The sequence below is a fragment of the Streptomyces sp. NPDC002209 genome (assembly GCF_042890265.1).
In the GTDB taxonomy this organism is placed as follows: domain Bacteria; phylum Actinomycetota; class Actinomycetes; order Streptomycetales; family Streptomycetaceae; genus Streptomyces.
In genome coordinates, this window is sequence record NZ_JBIARX010000023.1 from 43,384 (window position 1) to 58,477 (window position 15,094).

Consider the following 15,094-nt stretch of genomic DNA (forward strand, 5'->3'; position numbering starts at 1 on the left):
GTCCGGCACCAGCCGCACGCCCGCCGGGAAGGGCGGTTGCGTTCAGGAGGTCGGGGCCGTTGCCCCCACCAGCCACATCGCGAAGAACTGCGCGCCGCCGCCGTACGCGTGGCCCAGGGCCCGGCGGGCGCCCGGAACCTGGTGTTCACCGGCCCGGCCGCGGACCTGGAGGGCCGCTTCCGCGAAGCGGATCATGCCGGAGGCGCCGATCGGGTTGGTGGACAGCACCCCGCCCGAGGGGTTGACCGGGAGGTCGCCGTCGAGTTCGGTGACCCCGGCCTCGGTGAGCTTCCAGCCCTCGCCCTCCTCGGCGAAGCCGAGGTTCTCCAGCCACATCGGCTCGTACCAGGAGAACGGCACGTACATCTCCACGGCGTCGATCTCGCGGCGCGGATCGGTGATCCCGGCCTGCCGGTAGACGTCGGCCGCGCAGTCCTTGCCCGCCTGCGGGGAGACGAAGTCCTTGCCCGCGAACAGCGTCGGCTCGCTGCGCATCGCCCCGCCGTGCACCCAGGCCGGCGGCCGCGGCGAACGGGCCGCGCCCGCCCGGTCGGTGAGGACCATCGCGCACGCCCCGTCCGAGGAGGGGCAGGTCTCGGAGTACCGGATCGGGTCCCACAGCATCGGCGAGGCCTGGACCTTCTCCAGGGTGATGTCGTGCTCGTGCAGGTGCGCGTACGGGTTCTTCAGCGCGTTGCGGCGGTCCTTGTACGCCACGAGCGAGCCGACCGAGTCGGGCGCGCCCGTGCGCCGCATGTACGCGCGCACGTGCGGGGCGAAGAAGCCGCCCGCCCCGGCCAGCAGCGGCTGCTGGAAGGGGACGGGCAGCGACAGGCCCCACATGGCGTTGGACTCGGACTGCTTCTCGAACGCGAGGGTCAGGACGGTGCGGTGGACCCGGGCGGCGACGAGGTTGGAGGCGACCAGCGCGGTGGACCCGCCGACCGAGCCCGCGGTGTGGACGCGGAGCATGGGTTTGCCGACCGCGCCGAGGGCGTCCGCCAGGTACAGCTCCGGCATCATCACGCCCTCGAAGAAGTCGGGGGCCTTGCCGATGACCACCGCGTCGATGTCCGCCCAGGTCAGCTCGGCGTCGGCGAGGGCGCGCGCCGCGGCCTCGCGGACGAGCCCCGCGATGGAGACGTCGTGGCGGGCGGCGACGTGCTTGGTCTGACCGATGCCGACGACGGCAACGGGCTCCTTGCTCATGCTCGGTCCCCTTCCAGGACGGCGACCAGGTTCTGCTGGAGGCAGGGGCCGGAGGTGGCGTGCGCGACGGCCCGGTCGGAGGCGCCGCGGTGGATCCGGGCGGCGGCCTCGCCGATCCTGATGAGGCCGGCGGCCATGACCGGGTTGGCGGCGAGCGGCCCGCCGGACGGGTTGACGACGACGTCCTCGCCGAGACCCAGCACCTTGCGGAGGATCACCTCCTGGGAGGAGAACGGCGCGTGCAGTTCCGCCGTGTCCACCGGGCGTTCGAAGACCCCGGCGTGCTCGGCGGCGATCCGGGTGGACGGGGAGTCGGTGAGGTCGCGCAGGCCCAGGCCGTGCGCCTCGATGCGGTGGTCGATGCCGGTGATCCAGGCGGGACGCCCGCACAGCCGCCGCGCGGTGTCGCCCGCGGCGAGGACGACGGCGGCGGCGCCGTCGCCGATGGGCGGGCAGTCTCCCGTGCGCAGCGGCCGGACCTGGTAGTCGCCCTGTGGGACGGTGCCGCCGAGCTGGGCGTGCGGGTTGCCGGCCGCCGAAGCCCTGCTGCGGGCGCCGACGGCGGCGAGGGCGTCCTCGTCGGTCTCGCCCGCATCGATCAGGGCCTGGGCCTGGAGGGCGGCCAGGGCCACCGAGTCGGGCCAGAGCGGCGCGAGGTAGTACGGGTCGAGCTGCCGGGTCAGGACGTCCCGTACGGACCCCGGGGAGGCCTTCCCGTACGAGTAGACCAGCGCGGTGTCGGCCTCGCCGGTCTGGATCTTGACCCAGGCCTCGTAGAGGGCCCAGGCGCCGTCCATCTCGACGTGCGACTCGGAGATCGGCGGCCAGGCGCCGACCCCGTCGAGGGTCATGGTGAAGGAGAAGGCGCGGCCGGCGAGGTAGTCGCTGGATCCGGAGCAGGTGAAGCCGATCTCGCCGGCCTTCAGGCCCGTCTGGGCCAGCACCTGGTGCAGGACCGGCATGACCATCTCCACTTCGCTCAGTTCGTCGGTGCTGCGCCGGTGGTCGCTCTGCGCGAAGGCGACGACGGCGACGTCGCGTGCGTACCTGCTCGTCGCGGGCATCAGATGAGCTCCTTGTACGCGTCGTAGTCGGCGTCCGGCTCGCCGGTGGGGCGGTAGTGGTCGGGGTGGCGGCCGCCTTCGGTCCAGACGGGTTCGACGCGCAGCCCCATGCGGACCTGGTCGTACGGGATGCCGCCGATCCGCCCGTGGAGGGCGAGGTCGGCTCCGTCGAGGGCGATGTGGGCGTAGACGTAGGGGACTTCGATGTCCAGGTTCTTGGCCTTGATGTTGACGATGCAGAACGTGGTGACGGTGCCGGCCGGTCCGACCTCGACCTGGTCGGTGGTGGCGACCCCGCAGGTGGGGCAGGCGCCGCGCGGCGGCACGTACACCTTGTGGCAGGAGGGGCAGCGCTCGCCGACGGTCCGCTGCTCGGCGAGGGCGTTGATGTACGCGGTCTGGGCGCGGCCGGGGCTGTAGGTGTAGTCGAGGCGGGCGGCGGCGACGATGCCGGTGACGGCGTCGTCGAACTGCCCGTCGTGCGGGGTGGCCCCCGCGCGGGCGCCGCCGTCATGGGGCTCGAAACAGGCGATGTCGGTGATGGCGCCGGTGCGCTCCTCGGCCCAGCGGATGCGGACCCGCATGCCGGTGTGGACGGCCTCGGGCCCGGGGGCGTCGAGGGCGTGCAGGATCGCGGTGTCCGCGCCGTCGAGGCGGACCAGGACCCAGGCGAAGGGGGTGGCCAGGGGCTGGTGGGGACGCGGAGCGCCGTTCCAGGCCCAGGTGGTGACGGTGCCGGTGGCGCCGACCTCGACGAGCTCGCGGATCTCCTCGGCGGTGACGGGGTCGTACTCGGCGGGCGGGACCATCACGGTGCCGCCGGTGGTCCTGACGCCGAGGACGACGCGCTCGCGCAGCCCGGTGAGGAAGGCGCTCTGGACGGGCCCGAGGGACCGGGTGAAGGGGAACTCGACGACGAGGGGCGCACGGAGCACCTCGGGTGGGGACGCGGCTGCTGTCATAAGAGGCTCTCCGATACTCGGAACGGTCACGACACGTGCAGATCCATGCGCGGGCCCGGCGGGGGACCCGGCTACTCCCGCCGGTACACCGCGGGCCGCTTCTCCGCGAACGCCCGGGCGCCCTCCTTGGCGTCGGCCGTGTCGAAGACCGGCCACCCGCGGACGAGTTCCGCGGCCAGCCCCTCCGTCTCCGTCATCTCGGCGGTCGCGTAGACGGACGCCTTGACGGCCTCCACCGCCAGCGGCCCGCACGCGTTGATCGCCTCCGCGATCTCCAGGGCCTTGGCCAGCGCGGTCCCCTCGGGGACGACCGACCCGACCAGGCCGATCCGGGCGGCCTCCTCGGCGGAGTAGGGGCGCCCGGTCAGCAGCATCTCCAGCGCGTGCGTCCGCGCGATCTGCCTCGGCAGTCGTACCGTCGAGCCGCCGATCGGGAACAGGCCCCGCTTGACCTCGAAGAGCCCGAAGGTGGCGCCCGCGCCGGCGACCCGGATGTCCGTGCCCTGCAGGATCTCGGTCCCGCCCGCCACGCAGTAGCCCTCCACCGCCGCGATCACCGGCTTGCGCGGCCGGTGATGGCGGAGCATCGCCTTCCAGTGCAGGTCGGGGTCGGCCTTCAGACGGTCGCGGTACCGGTCACCCGCCATCCCCTTCCCGGCCAGCGCCTTGAGGTCCATCCCCGCGCAGAAGTCCCCGCCCGCGCCGGTGAGGACCACCGAGCGGATCGTGTCGTCGGCGTCGGCCTCCAGCCAGCCGTCGTACAGCCCCACCAGCAGTGGCAGCGAGAGCGCGTTCTTCGCCTCGGGCCTGTTCATGGTGAGCACCAGCGTGGCGCCGTGGCGTTCCACGGTCAGGTGTTCGGTCCCACCCATTGCCGTCCTCCCGTCTCAAGACCTAGAACAGGTTGCAGGAGGGCCCGGTGCAGTTCAATAGTTTTCTGACACACAGTCAGATTTGTTGGACCGCGCCCTTCCCACTTGGGCCGAGCGGCGCTCTAATGACCGCCGCGGGCAGCACGGCCATGGGCCCGGCAACGGGCAACCTCGGGGGTGAGGAGGAACGGTGGAGTACAACCTTGCCGACCTGTTCGAGTCGGTCGTCGACGTGGTTCCGGACCGCGAGGCCCTCGTGTACGTGGACCACCCCGGGACCGGCGCCGAGCGCCGCCTCACGTACGCGGAGCTGGACGCCGCGGCGAACCGCATCGCGCACCACCTGCTGGACAGCGGTTTGACGGCCGGCGAGCACCTGGGCCTGCACCTGTACAACGGCATCGAGTACCTCCAGACCGTCCTGGCCTGCCTCAAGGCCCGCCTCGTCCCGGTGAACGTCAACTACCGGTACGTGGAGGAGGAGCTGGTCTACCTCTACAACGACGCCGACCTCGCCGCGCTGGTCTTCGAGGGCGAGTTCACGGAGCGGGTGGCCGCGGCCCTCCCGCAGACGACGAAGCTGCGCCACCTGATCCGCGTCGGGCCGGTCCCGGAGGGCGCTCCGGAGCCCTCCGTCGCGCCCGTCGCGTACGCGGACGCCGAGGCGGCCGGCTCGCCCGCGCGCGGCTTCGCGCCCCGTTCCCCCGACGACCTGTTCATCATCTACACGGGCGGCACCACCGGCATGCCCAAGGGCGTCATGTGGCGCGCGGAGGACCTGTTCTTCGCGGGGCTCTTCGGCGGCGAACCCTCGGGCGAACCGGTGAAGCGGCCCGAGGAGCTCGCCGAACGGGTCGCGTCGAAGGGCGCCGGGCTCACCTTCTTCCCCGCTCCCCCGCTGATGCACGGCACCTCGACGCTGACCTCGTTCATCGCCTTCAACTACGGCCAGCGGGTGGTCATCCACCGCAAGTACGCGCCGGAGGAGGTGCTGCGCACGATCGAGAAGGAGAAGGTCTCGAGCGTCTCGCTGGTGGGCGACGCGATGCTCCGGCCGCTCATCGACGCCCTGAAGGGCCCGCTCAAGGGGATCGACCTGTCCTCGCTGTTCAGCGTCTCCTCGTCCGGGGCGATCATGTCGGAGACGGTACGGGCCGAGTTCCAGCAGCTCGTCCCGAACGTGCTGCTGCTGAACAACTTCGGGTCCTCGGAATCCGGGTCCAACGGCCGTGCGGCCGACGACTCGGGCCCCGAGAAGGGTTTCCGCCTCGTCGTCAACGACCGTACGCAGGTGGTGGACCCGGTGACGCACGAGCCGGTGCCGGTGGGCGTACCGGGGCGGCTCGCCCAACGCGGCCACGTCCCGCTCGGCTACTACAACGACGCGGCGAAGACCGCCGAGACCTTCTTCCGGAGGGGCTCCGAGCGGTGGGTGCTGCTCGGGGACATGGCGACGGTGGACGAGGAGGGCATCGTCACCGTCCTCGGGCGCGGCTCGCAGTGCATCAACACGGGCGGCGAGAAGGTCTACCCCGAGGAGGTCGAGCAGGCGCTGAAGTCCCATCCGGACGTGTACGACGCCCTGGTCGCCGGGGTGCCGGACGCGAAGTGGGGCAACCACGTGGCGGCGGTGGTCCAGGTCCGGACGGGCGCCCCGGAGCCGAGCCTGCAGGAGATCCAGAACCACTGCCGGACCCGGCTCGCGGGGTACAAGATCCCGCGCCAGTTGGTCGTCGCGCCGGCCATCCAGCGCTCGCCGAGCGGCAAGGCGGACTACCGCTGGGCGAAGTCGGTGGCGACGCAGGCGGACGCCGGCGCCGGCGCTGACGCCGGCGCGGACGCGGCGCACTGATCCCGCCGGGCGCCGCGGCGGCGGACGGGGCCGCCGGGGCCCCGCAGGTCGCGCGCGCAGGTCCCGTCTACAGCTGGGTGCGCAGTTCGGCCGCCAGGCTGCGGGTCCAGGACGCCAGTTCGTCGCGGTCCGCGCCCTGGCCCAGCACCTCGGCCTGCTCGTCGGAGAGCCGCAGCGGGCCGGGGTGTTCCAGCAGGAGGGCCACCTCGGCCAGCAGCCCGACCAGGCGGCGGGCGCCGGCGGCGCCGAGCCGTACCGATACCGCGGGGTCGATGACGGACATCGCCACCGCCTCCCTTCACGCCTCCTTCGGCGGGGGCATCTCCTTCGACCGTACGCCTGGGGCCGGGCGGCCGCCCTCCGCCCGGCCCGCCCGCGCCGGCCCGCCCGCGCCGGCCCGGCGCTCAGGCGCCTTCGGCCAGGAAGCGCTCCACCCTGGCCGCGAACCACTGCGGGTCGTCCAGCCACGGGAAGTGCGCGCCGTCCGCCTGGACGTCGACGGCGCCGTGCGGGAAGAGCCCCGCGAGTTCGGCGGCAAGGGCGGGGGTGGGATTGCTGTCCAGTTCCCCGGCCAGCACCAGCACCTCACCGGCGACACGGCGGAGCCCGGCCCGGGTGGCGGGCGGGTCGAAGGCGCCGGGACCCGCGTAGGCGGCGCCCGCCGCCGCGTTCTTCTCGCGGTCGCTCGCCTCGACGTGGGCGCGCGCCTCCTCGTCCCAGCGCCCGTAGGCGAGCGGCATCGCCCGGCGCCAGTCCGCCGGGGTGGGGGTGCCGCCGGCCGCCAGGATGCCGAGGATCCGCTCGTACCCGGCGATGGCCGTGTCGTACGGCTCGCCGCCCGCCCGCTTGCGGACCACCTCCAGGCGCTGCTCAGGGGTCGAGTCGAGGCCCACGGCCCAGCAGGTCGGGGTGACCAGGGCCAGGCGGCGCACCCGCTCGGGGTGGGCGGCCGCGTACAGCAGGGCGAGGTTGCCGCCGGCCGAGTGGGCCAGCACGTCCATGCGCTCCAGGCCGAGGTGGATCCGCAGCGCCTCGACGTCGGCGACCTGGTGGTCGACCCGGTACGTGGACTCGTCGGCCGGTATCGCCGAGCCGCCCGTGCCCCGCAGGTCGAGGAGGATCAGCCGGCGTCCGGCGGTCAGCCCGCCGAGGTCGCCGAGGTAGGCGGAGGCCCGCATGGCGCCGCCCGGGAGGCAGACGAGCGGCTCTCCCTCGCCCCGGACGTGGTAGGCGAGTTCGGTTCCGTCGTGGGTGTTGAAGATCGACATGGGCCCATCCCATCATGCGATCACTCGTTCGAGTCATTGATTTCGCCACCGGGCTGGGGCAATGTACCGAATGATCGGTCGGTTTGTTGGCTCACGGCTCACTGCTCACGACGGGGTGACGGCATGACGGCGTATGCGGATGTCCACGACGACAGCGAGCGGCTGAGCAGCGACGAGCTCGCCGCGCTCCAGCTCAAGCGGCTGCGCGGCACGCTGAGCCGTGCCTACGAGCGGGTGCCCCACTACCGGCAGGCCTTCGACAAGGCCGGCGTGCACCCCGACGACTGCCGCTCCCTCGCCGATCTCTCCCTCTTCCCCTTCACCACCAAGGCCGACCTGCGCGACCAGTACCCCTTCGGCATGTTCGCCGTGCCCCGCTCCGAGGTGCGCCGCATCCACGCCTCCAGCGGCACCACCGGCCGCCCCACCGTCGTCGGGTACACCGACGGGGACCTCTCCACCTGGGCGGACGTCGTGGCCCGGTCCATCCGGGCGGCGGGCGGCAGACCGGGCCAGATCGTGCACATCGCGTACGGGTACGGCCTGTTCACCGGCGGGCTCGGCGCGCACTACGGCGCGGAGCGGCTCGGCTGTACGGTCGTCCCGGCGTCCGGCGGGATGACCGACCGCCAGGTCCGGCTGATCCAGGACTTCCGGCCGGAGGTGATCATGGTGACGCCCTCGTACATGCTCACGCTGCTGGACGAGATGGAGCGCCAGGGGATCGACCCGCGCAGCACCTCGCTGCGTACGGGCATCTTCGGCGCCGAGCCGTGGACCGAGGAGATGCGCCGCGAGATCGAGCAGCGGCTCGACATCGACGCGGTGGACATATACGGCCTGTCCGAGGTGATCGGCCCGGGCGTGGCGCAGGAGTGCGTGGAGACCAAGGACGGCCTCCACATCTGGGAGGACCACTTCTATCCGGAGGTCGTCGACCCGTTCACCGGCGAGGTGCTGCCGGAGGGCGAGTCCGGGGAGCTGGTGTTCACCTCCCTCACCAAGGAGGCCATGCCGGTCGTCCGCTACCGCACCCGCGACCTGACCCGGCTGCTGCCCGGCACGGCGCGGCCGGCCTTCCGCCGGATGGAGAAGATCACGGGCCGCAGCGACGACATGATCATCCTGCGCGGGGTGAACCTCTACCCGACGCAGATCGAGGAGATCCTGCTGCGCACGCCCGGCCTGGCCCCGCACTTCCAGCTGAGACTGACCCGGGAGGGCCGGATGGACGCCCTGACCGTACGGGTGGAGGCGCGCCGGGAGGCGGATGCCGGTCAGCGGGAGTCCGCGGCGGCCGCCGTGGTCCGGGCGGTCAAGGAGGGCATCGGGGTCTCCGTGGGCGTCGAGGTGGTCGACCCGGAGACCCTGGAGCGCTCGGTGGGCAAGATCAAGCGGCTGGTGGACCTGCGCGAGGCGCAGTAGCCGGGCCGGGAGGGCCGGTACCTCGGGGCCGGGCCGGGCCCGGCTCACCCCCGGAACCACCCCTTCGGGCCTACTTCGGGGGAGCCTCCGGGACCCGGCGGGCCCGTCCGGGTAGTCCATGAGGCGTGACCTCGATCTTCCGACAGCTCCACGACCGGCTCCAGGCCTCCCCGGCCGGGCTGGCGTGGAGCCGGGGGCGGGAGATGGAGCTGATGCACCGGGCCATGGGCTTCGCCGCCCTCGGCTTCCTGACCCTGGTGCCGCTGCTGGTGGTCGTCGCGGCCGCCGCCCCCGGCAGCGGCTCCGGCTTCGGCCGCTGGCTCGGCCAGGCCCTCGGGGTCACCGAGTCCTCGCGGGCCCGGGTCGAGATGCTGTTCGGCGCGGCCGACCTGGCGCTCGAGCGGACCACGGCCTTCGGGCTCGCGGCCCTCGCCGTCTTCGGCCTGACCTTCGGCTCGGCCGTGCAGACCGGGTACGAGAAGGTCTGGGACCTGCCCACCGCCCGCTGGCACACCATGTGGCGGCACGTCGTCTGGCTCGCGCTGCTGGTCTGCTACCTCGGGCTGCTCGTCGAGATCCCCGCGCCGTCGAACGACGCGCCCGGCACGATCCTCGGCACCACCGGCGACCTCATCGGCACCTGCGCGTTCTTCTGGGGCTCGCAGCGGCTGCTGCTCGGCGGCCGGGTCCGCTGGCGGGCCCTGCTGCCGGGCGCGGTGGCGACCAGTCTGGGCCTGCTCGGCCTGCGGGTCTTCTCCCAGCTGGTGTTCTCCCCGCTGATCGCGTCGAACGCCGTCACCTACGGCCCCTTCGGCACCCTGCTGGTCGTCCAGTCCTGGCTGGTCGGCGTCGGCTTCGTCGTCTACGGCGGCGCCCTCGTCGGCCGCCTGGTCCACGAACACCTCACCCTGCGGCGCCTCCAGGACACCGGACTGCTGCCCGGGTGAGCAGCGGCCGGGTCTACCGGCCCTGCCGGCCCTCCTGCCCGAACCGGTCCCGGAGTTCACGCTTGAGGATCTTGCCGCTGGCGTTGCGCGGAAGGGCGTCGACGAACAGCACCCGCTTCGGAGCCTTGAAGCCGGCCAGCCTCTCCCGGGCGTACGCCAGCAGATCGGCCTCCGTCACCTCGCCGCGCGGCACCACGACCGCGGTGACGGCTTCGATCCACCGTTCGTCGGGCAGGCCCACCACCGCCGCCTCGGCCACCCCCGGATGGGTGTACAGCACGTCCTCGACCTGCCGTGAGGCCACCAGCACGCCGCCCGAGTTGATGACGTCCTTCACCCGGTCGACGACGGTGAAGTACCCCTGCCCGTCCCGCACCGCGAGGTCCCCGGAGCGGAACCAGCCGTCCCGGAAGGCCCTGTTCGTCGCCTCCGGGTCGTTCCAGTAGCCCAGGCAGAGCTGGGGCGACCGGTACACCACCTCGCCCGCCGTGCCGTCCGGCACGTCCGCACCGTCCTCGTCGACGACCTTCGCCTCGACGTGGCGGACCGGCCGGCCGCAGGAGTCCATCCGCCCCTCGTGCTCGTCCGGTCCGAGGACGGTGGCCAGCGGCCCGATCTCGCTCTGCCCGAAGCAGTTGTAGAAGCCGAGCCCGGGCAGCCGGGCGCGCAGCCGCTCCAGGACCGGCACCGGCATGATCGAGGCCCCGTAGTACGCCTTGCGCAGCGCGCCCAGCTCCCGCCGCCCGAAGCCGGGGTGGTTGGCAAGGCCGATCCACACCGTGGGCGGTGCGAAGAGGCTGTCGGCCCGCCCCGCCTCCACCAGGTCGAAGATCGCCTCCGCGGCCGGCGCGTCCAGGATCGTGTTCTGCGCGCCCACCGCCAGGTACGGCAGCAGGAAGACGTGCATCTGCGCCGAGTGGTAGAGCGGCAGCGAGTGCACCGGCCGGTCCCCCTCGGCCAGGTCCAGGGCCTCGATCGCGCTCTCGTACTCGTGGACCAGCGCCTTGTGCGTCATCATCGCGCCCTTGGGCAGCGCCGTGGTCCCGGAGGTGTACAGCAGCTGCACCACGGCGTCCGGGGCGCGGTCCGCCGCGAAGGGAAGCGGCCCGGCGAGCTCCGCGAGGAAGGAGCCGGGCGCGTCGCGCAGCGCCCGTACGGCATGGCCCTCGGGGATCCGCGCCGCGAGGTCCGGGTCGGCGAGGACCAGCGCGCTCGAGCAGTCGTCCAGGATGTACGCGAGGTCCTCGCCGGTGAGGTTCTGGTTGACCGGGACGTGGGTGAGCCCGGCCCGGGCGCAGGCGAGGAAGGCGAGCAGGTAGGCGTCGGAGTTGTGGGCGAAGGTCGCGACCCGGTCACCGGCGGCCAGCCCGTACCGCTCCCGCAGGACGGCGGCGCCGGTGGAGACGGCGGCGTCGAGCTCCGCGTACGTCCAGGTCCGGTCGCCGTAGCGGACGGCCACCCGGTCGGGGACCCGCAGCGCGCTGTCGCGCACCAGCCCGTCGACCGTGTTGCGCCGCACCGGCTCCCCGGCCTGCCCTGCCCGCACCGTCTGCGCTGCCGTCATGGCGTGATCCTCGTCTCCGCCGGCGGCCGGGGTCAAGAACCGGCACAACCGGGATACCGAACGGGATGTTGACAGATCGTCAGGCTGCCTGCATGAGTGTGGGGGCACGCAAGCACCGCCTGTACCACGGGCAACCACGCCCATCCGCAGGCTACTTGGGAGGCATCTTGCGCATGCTTGACGGATACTTCCGCACCCGCCCGCTGCTCCGGCGCGCCGCGCTCACCGGCGCCGCCCTGCTCGCCCTCACGGCGGCAGTGCCGCAGGCCTCGGCCGCGACGGCCGCCGCCGACCGCGGGCCGTCCGGCGGCGGACTGTCCGCCGTCATCCGGTACACCGAGAACGGCATCCCGCACATACTGGCCCGGGACTACGCGCACCTCGGCTTCGGCACCGGCTGGGCCCAGGCCGCCGACCAGGTCTGTGTGCTCGCCGACGGGTTCGTGACCGTGGCGGGCGAGCGCTCGCGCTGGTTCGGCGCCGAGGCGGCGCCCGACGGCTCGCTCTCCTCCGCGGCCGGGAACCTGTCCAGCGACGTGTACTTCAAGGGGGTGCGGGAGTCCGGCACCGTCGAGCAGCTGCTCGCCACGCCCGCCCCGGCCGGCCCCACCCGGGACCTCAAGGAGCTGATGCGCGGCTGGGCGGCCGGGTACAACGCCTGGCTGGCCCAGAACAAGATCAGCGATCCGGCCTGCAAGGGCGCGGCGTGGGTGCGCCCGGTCACCGTCCTCGACGTGGCCTCCCGGGGCTTCGCCGTCTCCGTGCTCGGCGGTCAGGGGCGCGCCGTCGACGGCATCGCCGCGGCGCAGCCGCCGGGCCGGGCGGCGTCCGGCGCCGCCGCGCCCCGTACCGGGCCCGCTGCCGGCGGGGCCGCCCGTACGGAGCCTGCGGCCGCGGCCGACCCCGCGACCGACCCCGCGGCAGCCGCCGAGGCCGCGCGGGCCTTCTTCGACACGGGCCGCTACGACATGGGCTCCAACGCGGTGGCCTTCAGCGGCTCCACCACCGCGAACGGCCGCGGCCTGCTGCTCGGGAACCCGCACTACCCCTGGCAGGGCGGCCGCCGGTTCTGGCAGTCGCAGCAGACCATACCCGGCGAGCTGAACGTCTCCGGCGGATCCCTGCTGGGCACCGCCGTGGTCAACATCGGCTTCAACGAGAAGGTGGCCTGGAGCCACACCGTGGCCACCGGAACCCCGGTCAACCTGCACCAGCTCACCCTGGACCCGGCCGACCCGACCGCCTATCTGGTCGACGGCCAGCCGGAGAAGATGACGCAGCGGACGGTCACCATCCAGGTGGCGGGCGGCGAGCCCGTCACCCGCACCCAGTGGTGGACCCGCTACGGGCCCGTGGTCACCGGCCTCGGCCCGGGCCTGCCGCTGCCCTGGACGGCCGGTACGGCGTACGCCCTGAACGATCCGAACGCCGCGAACCTGCGCGGCTCCGACACCGCCCTCGCCATGGGCAAGGCCCACTCGGTCGCCGGGATCCAGGACGCGCTGAAGCGCACGCAGGGCCTGCCCTGGGTCAACACGGTCGCCGCGGACTCCGCCGGCGGCACGCTGTTCACCCAGTCCCAGGTGCTCCCCCGGATCACCGACGAGCTCGCCGCCCGCTGCTCCACACCGCTCGGCAGGGCCACGTACCCGGCGTCCGGGCTCGCGGTCCTCGACGGTGCGCGCGGCGACTGCGCGCCCGGCTCGGACCCGGACGCGGTGCAGCCCGGGGTGTTCGGCCCGGGGAAGGCACCGACGCTGCGCGACGCCCCGTACGCCGAGAACTCCAACGACAGCGCCTGGCTGGCCAATGCCGACCGGCCGCTGACCGGGTACGAGCGGGTATGGGGCAATGCGGGCACCCCGCGGTCGCTGCGCACCCGCGGCGCCGTCGAGGACGTGGCGGCGATGGCCGCGAAGGGCCGGCTGACCGTGGCCGATCTGCAGGAGCAGCAGTTCGCCGACCGGGTCCCGGCCGGCGACCTGGCGGCGGCCGACGCGGCGAAGGCCTGCGCCGCCCTGCCCGCCGGCGCGGCCACCGCGAGCGACGGCCGGGCGGTGGACGTCTCGGCGGCCTGCGCGGTGCTGGCGGGCTGGGACCGTACGGCCGACACCGGCAGTCGGGGCGCGCTGCTCTTCGACCGGTTCTGGCGCAAGCTGACGGCGGGCACGGCGGCCAAGGACCTGTGGCTGGTGCCGTTCTCGGCAGCCGATCCCGTTCGTACGCCCCGTACGCTCAACCAGGCGGCGCCCGGGATCGGGCGGGCGCTCGCGGACACCGTCGCCGAGCTGACGGCGGCGGGCATCGCGCCGGACGCGCCGCTCGGCGAGCACCAGTTCGTGGTGCGCGGCGGGCAGAGGCTGCCGGTGCCGGGCGGCACCGAGGCACTGGGCGTGTGGAACAAGATCGAGGCGCCGTGGAACGCGGCCGCCGGGGGCTACCCGGAGGTCGTGCACGGCTCCAGCCACATCCAGGCGGTCGGCTGGGACGGCGGCCGCTGCCCGGTGGCGCGCACGCTGCTGACGTACGGCCAGTCCTCGAACCCGGCCTCGCCGTACTACGCCGACCAGACCCGGCTGTTCTCCCAGGAGCGGTGGGTGACCTCGCGGTTCTGCGAGCGGGACATCCTCACCTCGCCGCAGCTGAAGGTGGTCCTGCCGCGCGAGCGCCGCTGAGCGCGCCGCGGACCCGGCGGGGCGGGCCCTGGCGCCCCGCCGGGTGTTCAGGGACTGACGGCGAGGAACAGGTAGGCGGCCAGCACCACGAGGTGTACGCCGCCCTGGAGCAGCGTCGCGCGGCCCGGCGCGATGGTCAGCGCGCTGACGACGACGGTCAGGGCGAGCAGCACCATGTGGATCGGCCCGAGGCCCAGCAGCAGCGGTCCGGACAGCCACACGGAGGCCAGCGCGATGGCCGGAATGGTCAGGCCGATGCTCGCGATGGCGGAGCCGTAGCCCAGGTTGAGGCTGGTCTGGACGCGGTCGCGGCGGGCGGCGCGGACGGCGGCGAGGGTCTCGGGGGCCAGCACCAGCAGGGCGATGATCACGCCGACGACGGCGTTGGGCAGGCCCGCGCCGGCCACGGCCGCCTCGATGGTGGGCGAGACGGCCTTGGCGTCGCCGACCACGGCGACGAGCGCGACGAGCAGCAGGCCGAGGCTGACCAGGGTGGCGCGGGAGGTGGGCGGCGCGGCGTGCTCACCGCCCTGTCCGTCGTCCGCGGCGGCGCCGTCGACCGCCTCGCCCGTACCGTCCGGCTTCTTCGCACGCGCTGCTGCCGCGGACGCCCGGCGCCGGTCGGCCTCGGTGGCCACGGGCAGGAAGTAGTCCCGGTGGCGGACCGTCTGGACGGCGATGAACAGCCCGTACAGGGCGAGCGAGGCGACGGCGGCGAAGGCCAGCTGGGCGGTGGAGAACTCCGGGCCCGGCTTGCTGGTGGTGAACGTGGGCAGGACCAGGCTGAGGACGGCCAGGGTCGCCACGGTGGCCAGGGCCGCGCCGGATCCCTCGGCGTTGAAGACGGCGACCCGGTTGCGCAGGGCGCCCACCAGCAGGGACAGGCCGACGATGCCGTTGCAGGTGATCATGACGGCGGCGAAGACGGTGTCCCGGGCGAGGGAGGCGGTCTTGTCCCCGCCATCGGCCATCAGGGTGACGATGAGGGCCACTTCGATGACGGTGACGGCCACGGCCAGAACGAGCGAGCCGAAGGGTTCGCCCACTCGGAGGGCGACGACCTCGGCGTGGTGGACGGCCGCCAGCACGGCGCCCCCGAGACACAGGGCGACGAGGGCCACGGCGAACCCGGGGAGATCGCGTCCCCAGCTGAAGACGAGCGCCAGGAGCGCGACCACGGGGACCACGACGGTCCAGTCGGTGACGGGGGACTTGTGTGCTGCCGTACTCATGCCCCCAACCTGCCATGAACGGCG

The 15,094-nt window shown here is 73.5% G+C and carries 12 protein-coding genes; 4 read left to right on the plus strand and 8 right to left on the minus strand.

Translation table 11 applies throughout. From position 1 onward, the window contains the following. Positions 1–42: 42 nt before the first annotated feature. The 4 genes from ACFYXK_RS30235 to ACFYXK_RS30250 form a co-directional block, all read right to left on the minus strand. Positions 43–1,209 carry a thiolase domain-containing protein gene (locus ACFYXK_RS30235; protein WP_389414012.1) on the minus strand — a complete coding sequence of 389 codons (1,167 nt, stop codon included), beginning with the start codon at positions 1,207–1,209 and terminating at the stop codon, positions 43–45. Next, positions 1,206–2,273 carry a thiolase domain-containing protein gene (locus ACFYXK_RS30240; protein ID WP_389414013.1) on the minus strand — a complete coding sequence of 356 codons (1,068 nt, stop codon included), beginning with the start codon at positions 2,271–2,273 and terminating at the stop codon, positions 1,206–1,208. The genes ACFYXK_RS30235 and ACFYXK_RS30240 overlap by 4 nt, the downstream gene beginning before the upstream one ends. Next, on the minus strand, positions 2,273–3,235 hold the full coding sequence (locus tag ACFYXK_RS30245; protein ID WP_389414014.1) for a Zn-ribbon domain-containing OB-fold protein: 963 nt from the start codon (positions 3,233–3,235) through the stop codon (positions 2,273–2,275). The genes ACFYXK_RS30240 and ACFYXK_RS30245 overlap by 1 nt, the downstream gene beginning before the upstream one ends. Before the next feature lie 71 nt (positions 3,236–3,306). Continuing rightward, positions 3,307–4,107 (minus strand): crotonase/enoyl-CoA hydratase family protein, encoded by an 801-nt coding sequence (locus ACFYXK_RS30250; protein WP_389414015.1) that lies wholly within the window; start codon positions 4,105–4,107, stop codon positions 3,307–3,309. A gap of 190 nt (positions 4,108–4,297) precedes the next feature. Here ACFYXK_RS30250 and ACFYXK_RS30255 point away from each other — a divergent pair, with 190 nt between their 5' ends. After that, on the plus strand, positions 4,298–5,959 hold the full coding sequence (locus ACFYXK_RS30255) for an acyl-CoA synthetase (RefSeq protein WP_389414016.1): 1,662 nt from the start codon (positions 4,298–4,300) through the stop codon (positions 5,957–5,959). Positions 5,960–6,026: 67 nt separating this feature from the next. Here ACFYXK_RS30255 and ACFYXK_RS30260 read toward each other — a convergent pair whose 3' ends face one another. Further along, positions 6,027–6,242 carry a hypothetical protein gene (locus ACFYXK_RS30260; protein ID WP_389414017.1) on the minus strand — a complete coding sequence of 72 codons (216 nt, stop codon included), beginning with the start codon at positions 6,240–6,242 and terminating at the stop codon, positions 6,027–6,029. Positions 6,243–6,363: 121 nt separating this feature from the next. Continuing rightward, positions 6,364–7,227, minus strand: coding sequence for an alpha/beta fold hydrolase (locus ACFYXK_RS30265; protein ID WP_389414018.1), 864 nt, complete (start codon positions 7,225–7,227; stop codon positions 6,364–6,366). A 123-nt stretch (positions 7,228–7,350) separates the two neighbouring features. Here ACFYXK_RS30265 and paaK point away from each other — a divergent pair, with 123 nt between their 5' ends. Beyond that, the gene (gene paaK / locus ACFYXK_RS30270; protein ID WP_389414019.1) at positions 7,351–8,652 is read left to right on the plus strand and encodes a phenylacetate--CoA ligase PaaK; all 1,302 of its coding nucleotides are present in this window, start codon (positions 7,351–7,353) and stop codon (positions 8,650–8,652) included. A gap of 125 nt (positions 8,653–8,777) precedes the next feature. Beyond that, a complete protein-coding gene (locus tag ACFYXK_RS30275; RefSeq protein WP_389414020.1) occupies positions 8,778–9,599 on the plus strand; it encodes a YhjD/YihY/BrkB family envelope integrity protein in 822 nt (273 codons plus the stop codon). Positions 9,600–9,612: 13 nt separating this feature from the next. Here the strand turns inward: ACFYXK_RS30275 and ACFYXK_RS30280 are convergent, their stop codons facing one another. Further along, complete coding sequence (locus ACFYXK_RS30280; RefSeq protein ID WP_389414021.1) at positions 9,613–11,163, minus strand: fatty acyl-CoA synthetase; 1,551 nt, start codon at positions 11,161–11,163, stop codon at positions 9,613–9,615. A gap of 173 nt (positions 11,164–11,336) precedes the next feature. Here ACFYXK_RS30280 and ACFYXK_RS30285 point away from each other — a divergent pair, with 173 nt between their 5' ends. Continuing rightward, positions 11,337–13,838, plus strand: a complete 2,502-nt coding sequence (locus ACFYXK_RS30285; protein ID WP_389414022.1) for a penicillin acylase family protein — start codon at positions 11,337–11,339, stop codon at positions 13,836–13,838. A gap of 47 nt (positions 13,839–13,885) precedes the next feature. Here the strand turns inward: ACFYXK_RS30285 and ACFYXK_RS30290 are convergent, their stop codons facing one another. Continuing rightward, a complete protein-coding gene (locus ACFYXK_RS30290; RefSeq protein WP_389414023.1) occupies positions 13,886–15,070 on the minus strand; it encodes a calcium:proton antiporter in 1,185 nt (394 codons plus the stop codon). Between the last annotated feature and the right edge of the window lie 24 nt (positions 15,071–15,094).